General features: G+C 49.9%; 15 protein-coding genes and 2 tRNA genes. 9 read left to right on the forward strand and 8 right to left on the reverse strand.

The genetic code is table 11. The features are described from left to right. Positions 1–86: 86 nt before the first annotated feature. Complete coding sequence (locus tag FYJ51_RS02635) at positions 87–1,382, reverse strand: YfcC family protein (protein WP_205946134.1); 1,296 nt, start codon at positions 1,380–1,382, stop codon at positions 87–89. Between the two features lie 40 nt (positions 1,383–1,422). Between FYJ51_RS02635 and FYJ51_RS02640 the strand changes: the two genes are divergently transcribed. The 4 genes from FYJ51_RS02640 to FYJ51_RS02655 all read left to right on the forward strand — a co-directional run bounded on the left by FYJ51_RS02640 (position 1,423) and on the right by FYJ51_RS02655 (position 4,402). After that, positions 1,423–1,911: a DEAD/DEAH box helicase family protein gene (locus FYJ51_RS02640; protein ID WP_154502879.1), complete on the forward strand. Its 489-nt coding sequence runs from the start codon at positions 1,423–1,425 to the stop codon at positions 1,909–1,911. After that, on the forward strand, positions 1,893–2,354 hold the full coding sequence (locus tag FYJ51_RS02645) for a hypothetical protein (protein WP_154502882.1): 462 nt from the start codon (positions 1,893–1,895) through the stop codon (positions 2,352–2,354). Before FYJ51_RS02640 ends, FYJ51_RS02645 begins: the two co-directional genes overlap by 19 nt. Before the next feature lie 33 nt (positions 2,355–2,387). Then, a complete protein-coding gene (locus tag FYJ51_RS13680) occupies positions 2,388–3,257 on the forward strand; it encodes a hypothetical protein (RefSeq protein WP_154502885.1) in 870 nt (289 codons plus the stop codon). Between the two features lie 923 nt (positions 3,258–4,180). Beyond that, positions 4,181–4,402 carry a hypothetical protein gene (locus FYJ51_RS02655; protein WP_105303146.1) on the forward strand — a complete coding sequence of 74 codons (222 nt, stop codon included), beginning with the start codon at positions 4,181–4,183 and terminating at the stop codon, positions 4,400–4,402. Positions 4,403–4,887: 485 nt separating this feature from the next. Here the strand turns inward: FYJ51_RS02655 and FYJ51_RS02660 are convergent, their stop codons facing one another. Beyond that, complete coding sequence (locus tag FYJ51_RS02660) at positions 4,888–5,451, reverse strand: TetR/AcrR family transcriptional regulator (RefSeq protein ID WP_205946136.1); 564 nt, start codon at positions 5,449–5,451, stop codon at positions 4,888–4,890. 97 nt (positions 5,452–5,548) lie between these two features. On the opposite strand from FYJ51_RS02660, the gene FYJ51_RS02665 reads away from it, so the two are divergent. From FYJ51_RS02665 to FYJ51_RS02685, 5 genes are all read left to right on the forward strand, one after another. Further along, complete coding sequence (locus FYJ51_RS02665; protein WP_135358162.1) at positions 5,549–6,226, forward strand: membrane lipoprotein lipid attachment site-containing protein; 678 nt, start codon at positions 5,549–5,551, stop codon at positions 6,224–6,226. A 130-nt stretch (positions 6,227–6,356) separates the two neighbouring features. After that, complete coding sequence (locus tag FYJ51_RS02670) at positions 6,357–12,176, forward strand: Cys-Gln thioester bond-forming surface protein (RefSeq protein ID WP_154502891.1); 5,820 nt, start codon at positions 6,357–6,359, stop codon at positions 12,174–12,176. After that, on the forward strand, positions 12,173–12,907 hold the full coding sequence (locus tag FYJ51_RS02675) for a class B sortase (protein ID WP_154502894.1): 735 nt from the start codon (positions 12,173–12,175) through the stop codon (positions 12,905–12,907). Before FYJ51_RS02670 ends, FYJ51_RS02675 begins: the two co-directional genes overlap by 4 nt. Continuing rightward, positions 12,907–13,902, forward strand: a complete 996-nt coding sequence (locus tag FYJ51_RS02680) for a hypothetical protein (RefSeq protein ID WP_154502897.1) — start codon at positions 12,907–12,909, stop codon at positions 13,900–13,902. The genes FYJ51_RS02675 and FYJ51_RS02680 overlap by 1 nt, the downstream gene beginning before the upstream one ends. 58 nt (positions 13,903–13,960) lie before the next feature. After that, complete coding sequence (locus FYJ51_RS02685) at positions 13,961–15,043, forward strand: M24 family metallopeptidase (protein WP_204378560.1); 1,083 nt, start codon at positions 13,961–13,963, stop codon at positions 15,041–15,043. A 28-nt stretch (positions 15,044–15,071) separates the two neighbouring features. Here FYJ51_RS02685 and pepI read toward each other — a convergent pair whose 3' ends face one another. The 6 genes from pepI to FYJ51_RS02715 all read right to left on the reverse strand — a co-directional run bounded on the left by pepI (position 15,072) and on the right by FYJ51_RS02715 (position 18,866). After that, positions 15,072–15,953 (reverse strand): proline iminopeptidase, encoded by an 882-nt coding sequence (pepI, locus tag FYJ51_RS02690; RefSeq protein WP_154502900.1) that lies wholly within the window; start codon positions 15,951–15,953, stop codon positions 15,072–15,074. Further along, positions 15,950–16,921 carry a P1 family peptidase gene (locus FYJ51_RS02695; protein ID WP_154502903.1) on the reverse strand — a complete coding sequence of 324 codons (972 nt, stop codon included), beginning with the start codon at positions 16,919–16,921 and terminating at the stop codon, positions 15,950–15,952. The genes pepI and FYJ51_RS02695 overlap by 4 nt, the downstream gene beginning before the upstream one ends. Then, positions 16,896–17,630, reverse strand: a complete 735-nt coding sequence (gene trmD, locus FYJ51_RS02700; protein ID WP_105303154.1) for a tRNA (guanosine(37)-N1)-methyltransferase TrmD — start codon at positions 17,628–17,630, stop codon at positions 16,896–16,898. Before trmD ends, FYJ51_RS02695 begins: the two co-directional genes overlap by 26 nt. 133 nt (positions 17,631–17,763) lie before the next feature. Next, on the reverse strand, positions 17,764–18,636 hold the full coding sequence (locus tag FYJ51_RS02705; protein WP_154502906.1) for a tRNA lysidine(34) synthetase: 873 nt from the start codon (positions 18,634–18,636) through the stop codon (positions 17,764–17,766). 55 nt (positions 18,637–18,691) lie between these two features. Continuing rightward, positions 18,692–18,767 (reverse strand) — tRNA-Ala (locus FYJ51_RS02710). A gap of 22 nt (positions 18,768–18,789) precedes the next feature. Next, positions 18,790–18,866 (reverse strand) — tRNA-Ile (locus tag FYJ51_RS02715). Between the last annotated feature and the right edge of the window lie 203 nt (positions 18,867–19,069).

Consider the following 19,069-nt stretch of genomic DNA (forward strand, 5'->3'; position numbering starts at 1 on the left):
CGATGCTCAGCTGAGAATGATCATGCAGACGGCAAGAACAACACCGACCGCAACACCAAGGATGAGAAGAAGCTTTCTCGCCCACTTCAGCCATACATCATACGGAATTCTTGCCAGAGCAAGGCGCCCATGATGAATCCGCAGGTCGGCGTAAAGAGGTTGACGAGACCATTTGCCGCAACGTTGCACATAATGGATGTCTCAACAGACCAGTTCATACCCGCAACGATCGGGGAAACGATCGGCGAAGAAAGTGCCGCCAGACCGGAGGAAGAAGAAACAAGGAAGCTGAGACCGATATGGAGCAGATAGTCCAGGAAGCCAAACAGACCTGCAGGCATACCTGACGTAGCCAGAGCATTGACCGATGCCTCAACGATCCAGGAGCCAAGACCCGTTTCACTCATCAGAGTCGTCGCAGCACGTGCCAGAGCGATGACAAGGTTAACAGCAATCATGTCGCCGATACCGGAAATGATCGTGCTGGAAAGCTTAGAACGATCCGGCATGCCAATCAGGCCGATGATAATTTCCATTAATACAAACCAGGTAACCGCATCATCGAACCACCAATCACCCAGCTGGTTGCCTGTCAGGAAGCTTGTCCATGCCATGGCATTGTAGGCGCCTTCATTCAGCGATCCCCACGGAATGAAGCCTAGGATCATGACAATAAACGTGATTCCGAAGATCCAGAGGCAGCCCTTCTGACGGCCGTTCAGAGCTTCGTCTGTGCTGATTTCTGTAGAGTGGCCGTAAGCTGCTTTGTATGTATTCAGCTGATCTGCAGTCAGAATCGAGCCCTTGGTCGCCATGACATGCTTCACATACTTTGTTACAAACAGAGCGGAGATTAAATATGTGCTAAGCCACAGAATGATACCTTCCACATAGAGGGTGCCCATGTTGACTTCAACGCCGACGGAACGTGCCGCATCAACTGCAGCTCCTGTCGCAAACGGGTTGATTGTCGAACCCAGAGCACCGGAGCCGGCGCCAAGTAGAACTGTCGCTGCACCAACGATCGGATCCATTCCGGCAGCGGTCATTGTCGCTGCAAGAAGGATGTAGAAGCCGACGGTCTCTTCACCCATACCATAGGTGGTACCGCCGATCGAGAACAGGAACATGAGGATCCAGATCAGTCTTGTTTCCTTGCCATGCAGCTTCTTTACCATCTGATGGATGCCCGTTTCCAGAGCGCCGGTCGCATTGACCAGAGCAAGGAATGCGCCAAGGCAGAATACGAATCCGATGACATCGCCGGCATTATGCAAGCCTGCGATCGGTGCCATTAAAATCTGGCTGAAGGTAGCGACAGTGACAACCCCCGTCTCGCCATCTGCGGTCGTGTAGGTTTTACCTGCGCAGATCCATGTCACAACAGCCACGAACAGAAGGACAAGCAGCAATTTACCAAATGTGCCTAGTCTTCTCTTTTTTGTCTCTTTGCAGGATCTGAGAGGATCAAATTATTTTGGCGGAAAGTTTGACAAGCTGAAATATATTGCCGATACGCATTGGGACGTCCTTGTTATTGATGAATCACATGAGGGTGTAAATACTTTTAAAACGGATACTGCATTTAACTACGTGCATAGAGATCACATGCTTTATCTCTCTGGAACTCCCTTCAAGGCCCTGGCATCAAACGAATTTTCCGAGGATCAGATTTTCAACTGGACTTACACAGATGAGCAGGAAGCCAAAGAAAACTGGCAGGGCGAGGGACGGAATCCTTATGAGGAAATGCCAAAGCTCAACTTGTTTGCTTACCGAATGTCGGACATTGCCCGCGATCAGATAGAACAGGGATTAGATATCAACGGGAGACAGAAGAATACGCATTTGATCTCAATGAGTTTTTCCGGACGAATGAATCCGGACATTTTGTGCACCTGGATGCAGTAAAGCAGCTCATTAAAGCCTTAACAACGCAAAAGAAATTCCCGTTCTCTACGCCAGAGCTGCGCAATGAGTTGAAGCATACCCTGTGGTTACTAGACCGAGTAGATTCTGCGAAAGAACTTATCAAACTTCTGCGCGAAGATCCTGTGTTTGAAAATTACACGATTATACCGGCAGTAGGCGATGGCAGGGTTGATGAAAACGATGATAATCAGAAATCTTTTGAAAAAGTCATGGAAGCAATCCATGGAAATCCCGAAAAAGGTATTGCGCCTGCTGATCGAACCATCACTGTATCGGTAGGCCAATTGACCACCGGTGTTACAGTGCCTGAGTGGATCGGAGTACTGATTCTAAGCAATATTGAATCATCAGCATTATATATGCAGGCAGCCTTCCGGGCGCAGAATCCGTATCTGGGCATGCAGTATTCAAAGAAAGAATAAAAGCGTGTTTTTCTTCGCAAGGAGAATGCTTATGTGTTTGACTTTGATTCGGCAAGAACTCTTGATATTTATGAGCAGTTTGCGAATGGATTGTACAGCAGTACTGCGTCAGGTAACGGTACCACTTCTGAGCGGAAGGAACACATTCGGAAGCTGCTGAACTTCTTCCCGGTTCTTGGCGAAGATGAAAATGGTGAGATGATCGAGCTGAATGCGGAGCAAGTACTAAGCGTACCGAGGAAGATCCGCTCTCAGGAAGTAGTGAAGCGTGGCTTCATGTCTAATTTCCTGTTCCAGAATATAAGCAATATTTTCGGTGCCCCTAAGGAAGTCATGGATATCATCAATCAGTTCCCTGTAGCCAATGAGCCAAAGAAGAATGAGGAACCTTTGCCAGATAACCCGGGCGAAGGCCTGGATCTCGATGAGTACGGGGAAATAGCCCCAAAGGAATCACTTATTATCGGGACAGCTGCAGATATTTTCGGCGAAAAGAAGTACGGAACCAGTGTTAATGAAATTGTCAGTTCTACTCTTGGAAACCCTGGCGAACAGGATGCAGAAGAAACGCATCAGCAGCTCGATCAGATCAAAAAAGCTATTCATGAACAGGTTGTCCAGCCGCTGATTGAAACTGCCCAGCAGCACTTTGGTGACGATATGCACAAGTCCGATCGCAAGAGTCTGAATAGCACAATCACCAATACAGTGGATGCTGAAGTTGAACGCAAATTTACCGATTTCAATGTTCAACAGAGCAATCGGGAGGCAGAGCGAAAGGAAGAGCTCAATAAAAGCGATACTGCGGAAAACAGGATTCCTACTCCGTACTTGATATCTGCCTGTGCAAGCATCATCCGATGTGGCTTGCAGAATCGCTTCACAGCAGCCGTGCTCCGCTGATCTTCGCGATACTTCTTCATCTGCTTCTCTCCGAATCCTGCTGCGTACAGATGACGCTGAAGCGTAGATCTCTTCAGAACGCCTTCCGGAGCTTTTCTTTCTCCCTCCAGGATGGTAATGATCTGACTGACAGATCTTGAAGGCACTTCTTTCTTCAAGATAATCGCTTCCTGCACGAACTCGGAGTAATTCTCCGGAAGACGACGGTCTATTGATCCTTTCCGTGACTTCGGCATCAGACCTGAAAAGCCTTTACTTCGAAAGGAGGATTCATATCTCCGGATTGTCTTCACCGATATGCCGTTATCCTCGGCAATCGTTCTACGGGTCGCTGTTTTCTTGGCAGAGTCCAGGGTCTGGTCCATCAGAGGGGCTATCATCTGGAATCTTCTCAGTGCCTCTGTATTCTGCCAATCTTCGGTTTTCGGGCTGCTCATTGTGCTGCTCCTCCTTGTGAGAAAAGGGTAGTTCAGATTTGGCAGGACATCCTGACAGAACAGGTGTGCTGCCTTTTGGCAGCGAAGACCCGAAATTGACGATCGCCCGGCAGATTTCTGAAAGCCATCCGCCGGTGCGTTTCCTGAAGTGCTCGAGTAATGAAACGACTCCATTCCGAAGGCCTGATCCGAATGAGGCAAAGTGTGAAGCGATGGAATTCAGGTTTCCATCAATCTGCTGTCTGTTTTCTTCTTCCCATGACTTCCAGCGTCTGAATGTGTGTTCGCATGGGTATTCACCGAAATCAGAATCCTCGAAGTGAATGACATCATCAACTGCCTCTTCGATGATGATGGATTCATATATAAAGAGCAGCCCAGGGACAGACAACCAGGGCTGCAAATAGACATCATATTAGAGACGTAACATTCGGAGAAACCGAATACACAGAAGAAGGATACCAGCAATACTGCGACTGGTGGGGTGTGTATGTTCTGCAGACCAACGACGAGGAACCAGCTTCGCAGGTATATGCAGATTACAAAGACCGCTGGTCAATTGAGACATATCATAACTACATCAAAAACGATGCAGACTTCAATGCGCTGAAGATGCAGGATTATGATGTGCAGAAACGTTTCGACTTCATTATCCTGGTAACTGGCCTGATTCATTCCAGCTTGAATGGAGCGGTGTTGTGTCTCTGAATAAAACCAGCATTTCAGCATTTGATATTCTGCTGAAAGCAAGGCACATGCGGATGGTAAAAGACAAGAAGGAGTGGAAGCTTCATAACACAAGAACCAAGGATATTGAACTATTCCAGGCAGTGGGGTTCACACCGTCCGAAACCTATGTGCCGCTAATGAGAAAAGCGGAATAAAATCATTGCCATATGCAAAGAAAAGGCAATGATTGCGGTTAACAAGTGGATAGTGAGCCGTTTTTTATCCTAAATGGTTATAAAGTGGAAAATTTTCCGCCAATTTTTGAAAAATTGTAATGAGATACGCAATGATTTTCGGCCTGGGAAAATGGCTGCAGAATGGCCAGGGCAATCCTTTAAGGAAGATCCGAAATATTAAGCTCGACAAGTTACAGCTTGTGGCATACAGATGAATATCTACTGCTGACTGGAAATATCGGTATTATTTGATACTGAATCATTGGACACAGGTATGCCTGATCTGAATTATTTCGGCATCACAAATGGCTCCAGCAGACGCATCTGACTGTCTATGAATTCCTCAAGCGAGAGATTCGTATAGGTACTCTGTTTCCCGGTTTCCCGAGCCCAAGAAAGATGGCTCAGCATGATGATCTCAATGTAATCTTTCTTCCAGGTATCACTCATGTCTTTCGACAGAATACCTCTCTGCTGAAGTTCTCCCAGAATGCGGAAAAGAACTTCTTTGAAATGATTGACCGCATTGCGGTTCTCTTCAAAGAACTTCCGATCCAGCCGCTGCAGATCCGATATCGAGAAGAAGAACTGCTCCCGCTGAACGCCTTCGACCATGTTGAAAAGATATCTGCGCAGATCATCCAGAGATTCTGCATTCTCTTCTTCCGGTGTGGTCCGGATTTCTTTTAATAATGCGGTCAGAATATCAATCTTTTTCGGAAAATAATAAGTCAGATTCCCGGGGCTGATTCCAAGCTCATTTGAAATCATCCGCATGGTCACGTTCTCATATCCATGCTTGTTGAATAGATCAAGAGCTGTATTCAGGATGTCCTGGTATCTGTCTGACATAACACTATGATAACACGGCATGTTTTTTCACGATATTGACAATTAGTACAAATGTACTATTATTGCTTACGCAACATCAATTAATAGGAGAACGAAGATGAAAAAGACATTACTTGTTATGCTTGCACTGATCACACTTGCCGGATGCAGCTCTGCGGATACTGCCTCCGGTTCGACTGCTTCTGCTGCGGCATCCACTGCCGCTGCTGCAGCTTCTGAACCAGCTACTGAAGAAACTGCGACTGCTGCTCCTGCCGCTTCTGCTTCTGCAGAGAGCGTAGATGCAGTATCTTCTGCTTCTGTGACCCGTACGGATCTCAGCGGAAGCGATTATGATGCCGCAATCAGTGAACTTGAATCTCTGTCCAATGACCTTGCGACGAAGGCAGATTCTGAAGCAGAAGGCTACACTGCACCGGAATCCACCACGTTTGCGGAAGTCATCAGTGTCAGCCCGGATGGCTATCCTTCCATGTCCACGATTCATGCATGGAAAGTAGATGGCGATACCATTACGGTTGTCATGACGGATGGGCGCACGATTTCCAACCTGATCAATGTCGGCGACCGCGGAACGATTCTGATCCACGGCTCTTCCTACTATGTGCTCCATGTTGAGACTTCAGATGTCAAGACTCTCGAATATAGTGATGATGCCTACAATAACGGAGAATTCAATGTGGACTATTCCGGTGCTGACCGCCAGGCCCCAGAATACACTGTCACCTTCAAGATCAACGAACTGGAATCCACCCAGGTCTACATGTTTGACTGATCATTCTGAAAACATCACTGCCACAAGAAGCTTGCAGAAATGCAGGCTTTTCTGTTCTGAACAATCAATAATCAGTCTCCGGGGAACGCAGAATCTTCTCTCTATGAATTAGATGAGGAGATTGAAATGCATGAGACGTATCTTTGAAGTACTGCTGGCATTATGCATGCTGGTACCTGCAGAAGGGTTCAGGGTGTTTGCCGAAACATCGGAGCCTTCTGAACCTCCTGCCGCAGGAGAAGAAATACCCGCAGAACTTGCGGCAGGAAGTCAGCTGATCTGTGAAGGAAGAGCGGCAACCTTTGATGCTCTGACTCCAGAACGGAAAGGAAAGAAAGAATTCCTTTCCATTCTGAAGTTCGATGGGGAACCGGCTTACTGCATCGAGCCCGAAGTGACGGTGCAGATCCAGGGAGAAAGAGGACCGATTTATCAGTCCGGAGTATGGGATCTTCTGCCGGAAGAGAAAAAGACCCTATGCAAGCGGATTGCCTATTTCGGTTATGGAAATCCGCTGACCGGTTCAGATGCAGAAACATATGCAGCAACGCAGATGCTGATCTGGAAAGTGCTTGGCTCAGAATCTTATGATGCGATCAACCGATCACTAAGTTTCCGCAGCAGTCCGGATCTTGGGACGAGTGAAGGAACAGAAGGAAGAAAGAATCTGGATGCGATCATGAACCGGATTCTGGATCTTGCGGAGTCTTATGATACGGTTCCTTCCTTTGCGGAGAGCGAGGATGGAATCCGTACCTACGGAATGATCTACGCCATGCCTCTGGAACTGAATGATGACCATGGCATGCTGGCACATTTCTCGGAAGAATCCGAAGAAGCGCATCCTGGTCTTTCGGTGGTTTCCAATGCAGATCAGCTGCTGCTGAAGATCGAAGATCCATCTTTTCGCAATGCAGTTCTGACCTTCCGGAGAAAACCGGAAGAATGGCAGGCAATGCAGAATGGGATCCTGCTCTACACGAGGCCTGATCATTCCCAGCGGCTGTTTGCGGCTGGTTCTGAAAATCCGGTTCCTCGTTTTCAGCTTGCGGTGACGGCAGAAACAGCAGATCTTGAGATCCGCAAGACAGATGAATACGGAAGATCCGGTTCCTGGACTGCCGGAACCGAATTCTGCTTCGGCATGATGAAGGAAGACGGAACCGAAGGAGAAGCCTGGAAGAACCCGGATGGTACCGTGATGATCTGCATGGCAGATCCGGATGGGGTTGTCAGAATCCGTGATCTTCCGGCAGAACATGAGTTCTGGATCGAGGAGCGCTCTGCTTCTGATCGCTTTCAGGTGGCTCGGAAACATGCAATCGTAAAGACCGGTAAGGGCGGAACGACTGCTTCGTATGTATTCGTGAATCAGTTAAGAGACGTAACGCTGGAACTCATCAAGCAGGATGAGGAAGATCCGGAACGGAACCTGAATGAAGCAGAAATCTCGGTTTATGAAATCGGCGATCTGGATCTTTCGGGGCAGGAGATTCCGGAAGGTATCACGGAGAGGATGCCTGCAGATACTCCTTCTCTGACTGCGAGGCAGCTCTTGGAACATAGTGATCAGGGAACATTGAACAACTTCCGCTTCAATGGCTGGCAGTATGACATCGATCAGGAAACGCCTTCCGAATGGATCGTGGACGCATCCCCGCAGAAACAGAAAGAACATCAGGAACGGATCCTTTCCAGGTATCAGCTTCCCGAAAGGCTTGAAGCAGGAGAAACGTTTGATCTGAAGCGCATCGTGAACATGCATGGGACATTTGACCCGGAAGATGATGAAATAGCTGCGTATCATCTGAGAATCGAACGGGTGAGCGGCAATCTGGTGATGGTATCGGATCTGGATCCATCAGAAGATATACTGGCTGCAGAATCGACGGAACCTTCCTATGCGCATGTTGCAGAGAGTGCTGCAGCATACGGGATTGGTATGGAAGAAGGAAAGCGGGTAACCGTGGATGGAATTTCTTATGCGCTGAAGAATCCTTCTGATCATCAGGTGACGCTCCATCGGGAACGGATCTTTCGGGTTGACCTGGATGATCCTGCTCCCTGCATCAGCGATCTGCCTGATCTCCGTCAGCTTCATACCGGAGATCAGTTCTCGAAGAAGATTCCCGGCTCCGATGAAGTTCAGACATTTGCGGTTGCCTCCATCGGCACCAGGGAAATCATTGTGGAGACTGATGGAAAGAAATATGTTCTGACAAAGCCTCGCTGGATCAGTCAGAGCGATCTTCCTGCGGAGATTGAAGACCGCAATACGTTTGAAGTGAAGGCTGTGCATCCGGCAGAATATGACCTCTCTGACAGCAGAGGAAACTCCTACCATGTTTCTGAAAGCGGAACGGTGCTGAAGAAAACAGCTGAGGGGACGCAGGCTGGCCAGGAAACGGATCTTTCTTATGCAGAAGTATCATGCATGCAGGGAGATGAGCTCAGCAAGACCATGTCCCGTACGGAAACCATTCCATATACCGGACCTGCATGGGAAGATCTGAATGAAAGCGACTGGGCATACGTGCATGCAGGAACTCTGTCTGAGGAAGAACAGAAGATTCCTGCCAAAGAGACTCCAGAGCCTTCTGAAGAACCGCAGCCATCTGTTTCTGAGGTGCCGGCGGCGTCAGAAGCTCCTGCTTCTCCGGTTCCCTCAGAATCAAGCGTACCGGAACCATCTGCGGAATTGACGGCAGTTCCGATGCACTGGAACGAGAATCTGAAACCGGCTGCTCTGCATGGAGACAATGATCTTGAAGTGCAGGTGATTTCGGATGGGGTTTCCTATACGGTGCATCTGCATCCATCGGTTCCATCGGATCATGCCTCCCGCAGGATTGATGAGACCGTCGTATTCCATCTTGATGGAATGCAGAAAGCGGAATATGACATTTCCTGGAACGAAGATCCGTTCCGGATGCCATTCCGGATTGCCCCGGAAGAATCGTGCAGCCTGATCTGGACTGCGCTTCCGCTGCATGCTGAGAAAGGGTCTTTGTTTGAAGATAAAGATGGAAATGCCTGGACCATTCTTTCGATGGATGAGAAGAAGCGGGAAGCGGTGATTCAGGGAAGGAATGGAAGATGGCGGATCGCAAGAAGCGGACAGGAATCCATTCTGCCGCTGCATTACGCTGATCTCAAGCCGGAGAATGCTGCAGAAGGTAATACATTCTCGATTCCCTATCAGAGAATGCTGAAGAGCGGGGATGTCATTGCCAAAGATGAGATTTCCTATCTGGTGGAGGAGACAGCGCCGTTCCGGGTTTCGTATCTCTATGAGAAAGATGCGCCGATGAAGGCAGAGGATCTGATCGGAAAGACCAGCCTTCAGGTGAATGGGAAAACGTGGACGATTTCTTCGGAAGAGAATGGAACGAATCTCGAACAGGTGATTTCTGATGATTCGGGACATACTTATCATTGTTTTTCTGAAGTGATTTCTGATCAGAATCAGACGGCACGTATTCATGGTGAAGATCCGATCCGCCTGCGTGTGAAGAAACCGGATGCGTATGTCTGGCAGGATCTGGAACATGCATTGCATCAGGAAAAGCAGAAGGGAAATCATCTCTGCCTGGATGATCGGATCTGGGAGATTGCAGATATTTCAGAACAGGAGATTGTCCTCAAAGATAAAGGAGAAACCAGAAGAATCACTTCCGGAAAAGAGGGAGGAGAGGATCTGTATCTCGAGGAAGTGAAGCAGCTGCCCCTGGAACTGGTGACTGGCGATGTCTATGAGCTGAAAGGCCGCTGGATGAAGCTGGTATCTATTTCTTCCAAACACGGAACCGGAAGAATCGCAAGGCTCACGGATCTGGAGAACCATAAGAGCTATACCATCGAGGAAAAGCAGGAAGGAACAGTTCACGAAACAGAACGCATGCATGTACGCAGGGCTGGCACAGACTATCTGCTGAAGGAGTTTGGTCCTGCTGATAGGTGGAAACTGGAACAGGCAGATACGAATGTGTATCTGAATGCAGAGAACGAGACGATCCGTTCCGAAGGAACCGGCACAGCGATCCTGGTATCAATGAAGCAGGATGGAACCGTACTCAGCAGAACACGGATTCTGTTCTGCAATGATCAGGAGGAGCAGGATCTGGATGCACTGCCGCTGTTTTCCGGAAAGACGGGACATCAGTATGTGCGGATTCTGGATTCTTCCCGCCATCAGGCACCGATTCCGGGAGTGGAGCTTGAATTCTTCAGCGATGAGAATCTGAAGAACAAGGCGGGAGAGCGGACGACGGATGTGTACGGGGCAGCAGATCTTTCTGACTTTGCGCCGGGGACTTACTGGTATGTGTCCCTCAAGAATGAGAAGAAATCATTCACGGTACTGCCTGCAGAGCAGATGATAGGCAGATTGCGTATTGAGGGACTCAAGTGGGGCAGAACGTATCTTGCGGTTGAGACTAAGTGTCCGAAGGGATATGAATACGGAAGTATGGATCCGGTCCAGATTCTGAATCTGGAGGTTTCCTCAGAAAAAGATGAACTGCACTCAGTCTGGACGAATCGGCTGAGAAGACTGAGCATCCGGGTCTACAAGGAAGATCAGGATAATCAGCGCACACTGCTGGATAATGCATGGTTCCATGCGACGGATATCACGTATGCAGATGGGGCAGAGGAAAAGACAGATAGTCTGTTTTCGCTTGCCGACCTTCCGCCGGAAACGAAAGCGGGAGATCTGATTCCAGTATGGCCTTCCAGACCGGATGGAAAGCTTCATACCTATCGGATCAGGGATGTGAAGGAAACTGAAGTGATCCTGGAAGAACAGCAGGGAGAGACCTGGGCAGGAACGATTGTGATTCCGAAGCAGGGAGTCGGGGCTTCGGCACCATTTCTGTACAGCGATCTGACAAGACAGGCAGAAGAGCTGAAGACAGGTGCGGTATTCCGGATTGCTGAAAAGCAGCCGCGGTCCATTCTCCGCTTCTACCGGATTCTGTCTGCAGAAACAGAAGCGGCTGAAGATCTGTTCGGCAATGCTTCAAACAGACGCAGAATCGTGCGTGCGACGGCAGCGGATCCAAGAGACAGCGCTGCAATTCCGATCTCGATCGGAAAGTCTTCGGATCAGATAAGCAGAGGCGAGATTGATCTTGGAGAGGCGATCAGCGGAGGTATTGTCATCCGCAGAACGATGAAAAGAGAAACAGTTCCGGTTACGTTTGAGGAGCTGATGAATCGTCCGGAGTTTTTGTCGCTGAAAGAAGGAAGCACCGTCAGAGCGATGATCCGCCATACGGCTCCGCTTCCGTCTTATGAGATTGTCGCAAAGGCAGAGAAGGGAAAGACGTTCCGGTATGGGACTGAAACCTGGCTGGCTGAAGATCCGCAGAATGGGATCTGTTCTCTGCATGGACAGCGGTTCCGTATTGAGAAAGAGACGTCCGGAGCGATGGAATGGAATGCAGAAGAGACATTGACGGTGAAAGAAGTGATCCGGAAGAACGGAGTCATCAGCGGCGTGACGCTTTCTGATCAGTCCGGAAATTCTTGGTATCTGTCTTCTGAGAACAAGAGAACGGATGCTGAAAGCGGAAAGGCTGGAATAGAAGTGACAGTCCATCCGCAGAATGATCCGCAGAAGATTGCCGCCAGAACATATACCGATGCGGATGGAAGAGCTGTATTCACAGGGCTGGCAGAAGGAACGTATGTGGTGGAGGCAGATGGAAAAACAGAACTGCGGAAGGTAGAAAAAGGCATGGTTTCGTTTGCGGATCTCAGATATGGACATCGGATCCGGATCTGCGAGACGCGTTCTCCGCTTGGCTACATGATCGGTGATGCATGTACGGTCATCGTGCCTACTTCCGAGACGAATGAGGATACGGTGGTGAATCATCGTACAAACGCAAAGACGACGACAACGGTCCGCCGGGTTCTGAAGCGAAGAAAGATGGGAACCGAATGAGGAAAAGAACATTGCGCCCCTGGGTGAAGGTAGTGATGGCAGTCGCTGCCGGAATCCTGTCAGGAAATGTGCTGCCGGATGCTGAGGAAACGGTATCGGAAGCGATGAATCTTCCGGTTACCAGAGCAGAGGAATATGTCACTGCTGCGGAAGCGGAGGCAGAACCGAAATCGCTGAGGGACTGGCAGAAGATCAATCCGGATGTGAAGTATGTGCTGGAGTTCCGGGATGATGAGGCAGTCCGGACGATTCCGGTTGTGACGGTGAAGGAAGATGCATCGGTGATGAAGCATAACCTGTATGGTGAATATGACACGATGGGAAGTGTGTTCACGGATGCGATGACGTATGAACCGGATAATCTCGTGATCTACGGGCATGCGTCCAAGACGAAGGACTGGAACTTCACGTTTCTGAAGAAGTTTGCGGATCAGAACTACTTTGAACGGCATCCGGAGTTCACACTGACGGAAGAATCAGGCAAGAAGAACTGTGTGGTTGTCTCGTTTGGAGAGTATGACCTGGATGAAGAGTCTGTGTATCTTGGCTGGGCGGATGCCGGCATGCCGATGGAAGAACAGCGGAAAGAGATGTTCCTGAATACCGTTCCGTATCTGATTCAGAAGCGGGATGGAGTCATGGATGAAGGGCTTGGCATTGTGACGCTGGTGACCTGCAATCTGAACGGAGCAGATGTCCGTTATGTGCTGCAGGCGGCTGTGAGGGACTGATGGGCGAAGAACGTGCATTTACCTGCCTGCAGCAGGAAGAAATCGAGAAAGGGCGGAAAGACGGGCTCAGTGAAGAACAGATCGGCTTGTATGCACGCCATGAGTTCAACTATCTGCAGATGCAGGAGATCCGGCTGGCTCTGGAAGCGGGCAAAGACAGCAAGCTGATTCAGAAGGCTGCGGTCAGCTGGATTCCGGCAAGGGAAATGCACGAGATCTTCGCAGATGAAGAGAATGCGATTCCTGAGATTCCTGAAAAGAAGAAACGGAAGATTCCGTTCAAGATGCTGGCAGCGATCGGGTCTGCTGGTTCGCTTGCGATATTGCTTGGGATGGGGATTCCGGAGAAGAAAGAACTGAAGCTGGAGCTTACGGCAAAAGAAGTGAGAATTCCATGCGGCGAGACATTTCATCCCGAGAAGTATGTGCAGGAAGTTTCAGAAGAAGCAGAGCTGATTCTTCCGGAGGAGATGACGGCAGAACGACCTGAGAATCGGATGGCGGCATATCAGGCAAAATGGAAGAATCAGGAAGTTCAGCAGATTCTGAGAGTGGTCTTTGAAGACCAGAAACCTCCGGAGATTGCTCTGAAGCTGAAAGAAGTACAGTCGATCCGCGGGGCGCCATTCAGCTGCAGGCTGTGGCTGAATCGGGCTTGTGATGCGGTGGATGGAGATCTGACGGATGAAGTTGATTGTTCGGATGAATTGAGTGAAGAGAAGGAACAGGAGGTGATCTATTCCGTCAGCGATCATTCCGGCAATCGTGCAGAAGCAGTACTGAAAGTGAATCTGATTGATCTCGAAGAACCGTCGCCTACGCCTGAACCGACGCCGGTCCCGACTGTGAAAGTGCCGGTGCAGACCCCGACGATGCCTGCTTATGTGCCTCCGGCTTATGAACCCCCGGCAGAAGAGTATTACTACGACGTGGAGACGGTGACGGAAACACATGGATCGGATGGCGGAGAAACGAGTATCTCCTGGGGAGGTTAGGATTGCCTTCAGTGATACAATGAAACCTGCAGGCAGAAACTGCGGGAGGTAATCATTGATGCTGAATCAGGAACGGCTGAATTGTGTGCTGAATCGTCTGAATGAGATTGGTGCAGAAGAAATGCTGGTGACCGAGCCAAGGGCGATCTTCTGGCTTACCGGAAAGTGGGTCTTTCCAGGAGAACGGTTTCTTGCCCTGCTGATCCGGAAGAATGAGCAGCCGGTTCTGTTTATCAATCGTCTGTTCTGGTTTGATGAAGAGATCGGTGTTCGGAAGGTGTGGTTCTCGGATACCGATGATGTGCTTCCGCTGGTCAGAAAAGAACTGGATCCGGAAAAGGTGCTCGGAGTCGATAAGACCATGGAGTCGAGATTCCTGCTGCCGCTTCTGGAAACCGGTGCAGCAAAGAAAGTGGTGAACAGCTCGATTGCAGTAGATGAGGCAAGGGCAGTCAAGGATCTGGAAGAACAGGCGAAGATGCGGGAGAGTTCCCGGATCAATGATCTCGCGATGGAAGCGTTCCGGAAACTCGTTCATGAGGGAGTCACGGAACTTGAGATCTCTGATCAGACGCTGAAGATCTATAAGTCTCTCGGCGCTTCCGGATATTCGTTTGATCCGATCGTGAGCTTCGGTGCCAATGCGGCAGATCCGCACCATATGCCGGATGAGACGGTTCTGAAAGAAGGAGACTGCGTCCTGTTTGATATCGGCTGTGTCGTGAATGATTACTGTTCTGATATGACCCGCACGTTCTACTGGAAGAAAGAACCGGATGAGCGGGTGAAGCGGATTTATGAACTTGTCCGTCAGGCAAATGAGCAGGCAGAAGAGATGCTGAAGCCGGGTATTCCGTTATGTGATGTGGATGCCAAAGCAAGAGACCTGATCACGGCGGGCGGATACGGACCGCAGTTCAATCATCGTCTGGGCCATTTCATCGGTCTGGCGGATCATGAATACGGAGATGTTTCTTCCGCAAATCATAATCTGACAAAGACCGGAAACTTCTTCTCAATTGAACCTGGCATCTATCTGGCAGGCGATACCGGAGTCAGAATCGAAGATCTCGTTCTGATCACGGAGAACGGGCATGAAGTGCTGAATCATTACCCGAAAGAACTGACCATTCTGGATTAATAAAGCAGGAGGCGAGAAGCCTCCTGTTTCAGTCGTATGCGAGCATCCAGCGATTCAGGATGCTCTGATATTCTTCCGGGTGTTCGGCAAAGCACATATGCCGGCAGCCATCGAAGAGATGCCACTCTGCATCCGGCAGATGGTCATACATCGTCTTGGCAACCAACGGGGTGCAGAGATCGTTCGTTCCGCTCATGATCAGCGCAGGAACATGCAGTTCATTCAGGCGATCTGTGATCTCGAAGGAACCAAGCGATCCGGTCGGATTGTATTCGTTCGGACCCCAGCCATAGAGATATGCTTCACTTCCGGACTTCTTCGGACGCCGCAGGCATTCGGGATCATTTTCGGAAGGAACGGCTGCGCAATGCTGGACCATGAAGCGGGCGTTTGCTTTCTGGTAGGCTTCGCTGCTGAAGTCTCCGGTTTTTTCTGCTTCGGCAATTGCGGCCTGTTCTTCTTCTGAAAGAAAGGTGATCAGGCGATGCTGTTCATGTGCCCATAAGGAAGCACTGCTCAGCGTGGAGGACAGGATCACGGATCGACATCCATCCGGCTGATGTTTCAGGAGAAATCCCATTGCCAGCATGCCTCCCCAGGACTGGCCGAGCAGGTGATATTCCGTGATGTGAAGACGGTCCAGAAGATTCAGGAGCTCTTCGTCCCACGTATCTAAGTTCCATAATTCCGGATGACCATCGAGGTACGAATTGCCGCAGCCAAGCTGGTCATACATCAGCAGGGCTCTGCCCTGCTTCGCAAGGGAATCTAGCAGTTCAAAGTAATTATGCGTGCTGCCTGGCCCGCCATGCAGAAGCACCAGCGGTTTCTGATTTCCGGTGCATTCGCCGACGAGACGATACCAGGTCTGATATCCGTGAAACGGAACGGTTCCTTCGATGATCTTCATGCATGCCTCCTGAAATCGCTGCAGGAGAGGATGCCTCTTGACGTTTCGGCATGTTCTGCGGCGGAGACGATCGCTCTGCTGACAGCCTTTGCGGCAAGGACGCCGGCGATATTCAGATCAGCTTTGACGGTGTCGTTCGTCATTGCATAGATGGAATCTCCATCGACCATCGTATGAACCGGACGGATTGCCCGCGCATATCCGTCATTTGCCATATCCGCAAGCTTTGCCAGTTCCGTCTTCGAGAACTTTCCGTTGGTCAATAAGACCGTTAGCGTCGTGTTTTCGTGGAAGCGCAGCGAACCAGCGGAGAGCGCACACAAGGCTTCTTCGGCATCAATCATCGTTCCATCTGCTTCATGAATTCCGGCTACGAAGGCTCCATTTTCCGGGTTGACGATATTGCCTGCTGCATTGACCGCAGTCAGTGCTCCGACCTGCAGATCGCCAGCCTGGAAGGCGGCACAGCCGATTCCGGCTTTCATGGCATGTTCCATGCCGAGAATCTTTCCGACGGTCGCACCGGTTCCTGCGCCATGATTTCCTTCCCGGAAGTTTCCTGCATGCAGGCATGCTTCATAGGCAAGGGCAGGATCCGGGCGTTTTCCTTTTTCAGCGAATTCCAGATCATAGAGACAGGAAGCACACACAATCGGAACCGGACCTCCGCCAGTGGGAAAGCCGATTCCTTTTTCTTCCAGGTACTGCATGACTCCGGAGGCTGCGTTCAGGCCGAAGGCACTGCCTCCCGATAAGAGCACCGCATGGATCATGTCATTTGCGGCCAGCGGGTTCAGCAGGGCATTTTCTCTTGAGGCAGGAGCACCGCCGCGTACGCTGACCGCAGCTCTGGCACCGCGTTCGGCCAGCACGACCGTGCATCCGGTTCCTGCTTCTTCCCATTCTGCATTGCCGATCCGGAATCCTCCGATATCGGTCAGTTCAATCTCGCGGATTGCTGAGTTCATTCTGCAGTTCCTCCATCAGTTCTGTTTCTTCTTTGGTAAGTTTCCGGTCTTTCAGAAGATCGGGTCTGTGTTCCAGAGTTCTTCGCAGGGATTCTTTCAGTTTCCAGCGGCGGATGGCTTCATGATTGCCGCTCAGCAGCACCTCAGGCACCTGCATTCCTTCATAGATTCTCGGCTTGGTATACTGCGGGTATTCCAGCAGTCCGTCTTCAAAAGATTCTTCTTCTGTGCTGGCTGCCCGGATCGTTCCGCCAAGCAGCCGGATCATGGAGTCCATGATCGTCATGGCCGGAATCTCTCCGCCGGACAGAATGTAGTCGCCGGTTGAAATCCACTCATCTGCTTCTGCTTCAATTCTTGCATCGAAGCCTTCATAATGACCGGCAATCAGAATCAGGTCTTTCTTCGTTAGAAGTTCATGAGCGTGTTTCTGATCATACGGCTTTCCGGAAGGAGAAAGCAGAATCCGCCAGGAATCCGGCGACTCCGCCGCATGCAGGGCATCGAGCACTGGCTGGCATTTCAGGATCATGCCGGCACCGCCGCCATAAGGACTGTCATCAATGTGCCGGAAGCTTCCGGTAGCGTAGTCCTTGATATCAATGATCTTCAGCTCAAGGCTTCCGTTTGCGATCGCCCGGGCGGTCAGCGGCGCTTTCAGAAAGCTTCCGAATAATTCCGGAAAAATTGTCAGTACCTGGATTTTCATATTGTTCTGCCGGATTCATTCTATCAGAAAAGCATGGAATGGGATGCCTGCAGAAATGTTTCAGAACTGTGGAGTAAATGGAAGCTGATCATGGAGAAAAAGAAAATGCAGGACATTGCCCTGCATGCATGAATCATGAATCTTTCTTCCCGTAGCCGGGGAATCGGTTTCTGCCTTCGTAATTCTCGAGAAAGCTGTGCATTGCTCCGTCTGCTTTATATCCCGGGAAAGTTTCAATCTGAACCCGGTGGAGGGAACGGAAGATATTGTCTTCAATTTCGGGATTGGTCTTCTTCAGCTGCCGGATGAGTTCTTTGACTTCCTTGCGCTTCGAGGTGCTTTCATGAAGATTTGCATTGTTTTCCGTGAAGCGGCAGGCACATTGCAGAAATTCGAGCTGATTCGAGACAGCCCAGCGGATAACTGCATTTTCCTTGACGCAGTACATCGGCCGGATCAGTTCCATGCCCGGGAAGTTCTCGCTGTGTGCTTTCGGGATGATGGTCTCCAGCTTGGAACTGTAGAACATGGCCATGACGGTTGTCTCGATCACATCATTCAGATGATGGCCGAGGGCTATTTTATTGCAGCCGAGGAGCTTTGCCTGGTTGTAGAGATGGCCGCGGCGCATTCTCGCACACAGGTAGCATGGCGATTTTGATTCATGATCTGCGACTGCAAAGATATTGGTTTCGAAGATCCTGATCGGAATTCCGAGGATCTCTGCATTCTCTTCGATCTTCTTCCGGTTGGCTTCACTGTAGCCGGGATCCATGACCAGGAATTCAGTCTCAAAGGGGATCTCGGTATGCTTGGAAAGGATCTGAAACATCTTGGCCATGCAGAAACTGTCCTTGCCGCCGGAGATACATACGGCGATGCGGTCATTTGGCTGGATCAGCTCATAGCGGTTGATGGAAGTGAGAAATGGTGCCCAGAGGTCTGTCTTGTAGGTCTTGATGATGCTGCGCTCTATCTGTTCCACGCGAGTCAGTTCTTTTGCCATAATCAGGTCTCTTTTCTAATTTAGAAAAAAGACACCCTTGCGGATGTCTTTCTGATGGTGGAGCTAAGGAGGATCGAACTCCTGACCCCCTGCTTGCAAAGCAGGTGCTCTCCCAGCTGAGCTATAACCCCATACACAATCAAGTAAGAATAATGGTGGGCCTGAATGGACTTGAACCAACGACCTCACCCTTATCAGGGGTGCGCTCTAACCACCTGAGCTACAGGCCCAACTCTTACCGAATGCTCAGTTATAATACCGCGCCCCTATGCCAAAGTCAACAAAGATTTTTCAAAAATTTTCCGGACTTCACTTGTAAAAGTTAACGCAACCCCAGTATTGCATTAAGTATGTCTGAACAAGAAGTTATAAAGGGCTTGCATTAAGTAGATCTGAAACGGTTCTTCCTTTAACATTTAGATATCAGCCAGAT

The organism is Stecheria intestinalis, from assembly GCF_009696165.1.
GTDB lineage: Bacteria > Bacillota_I > Bacilli_A > Erysipelotrichales > Erysipelotrichaceae > Bulleidia > Bulleidia intestinalis.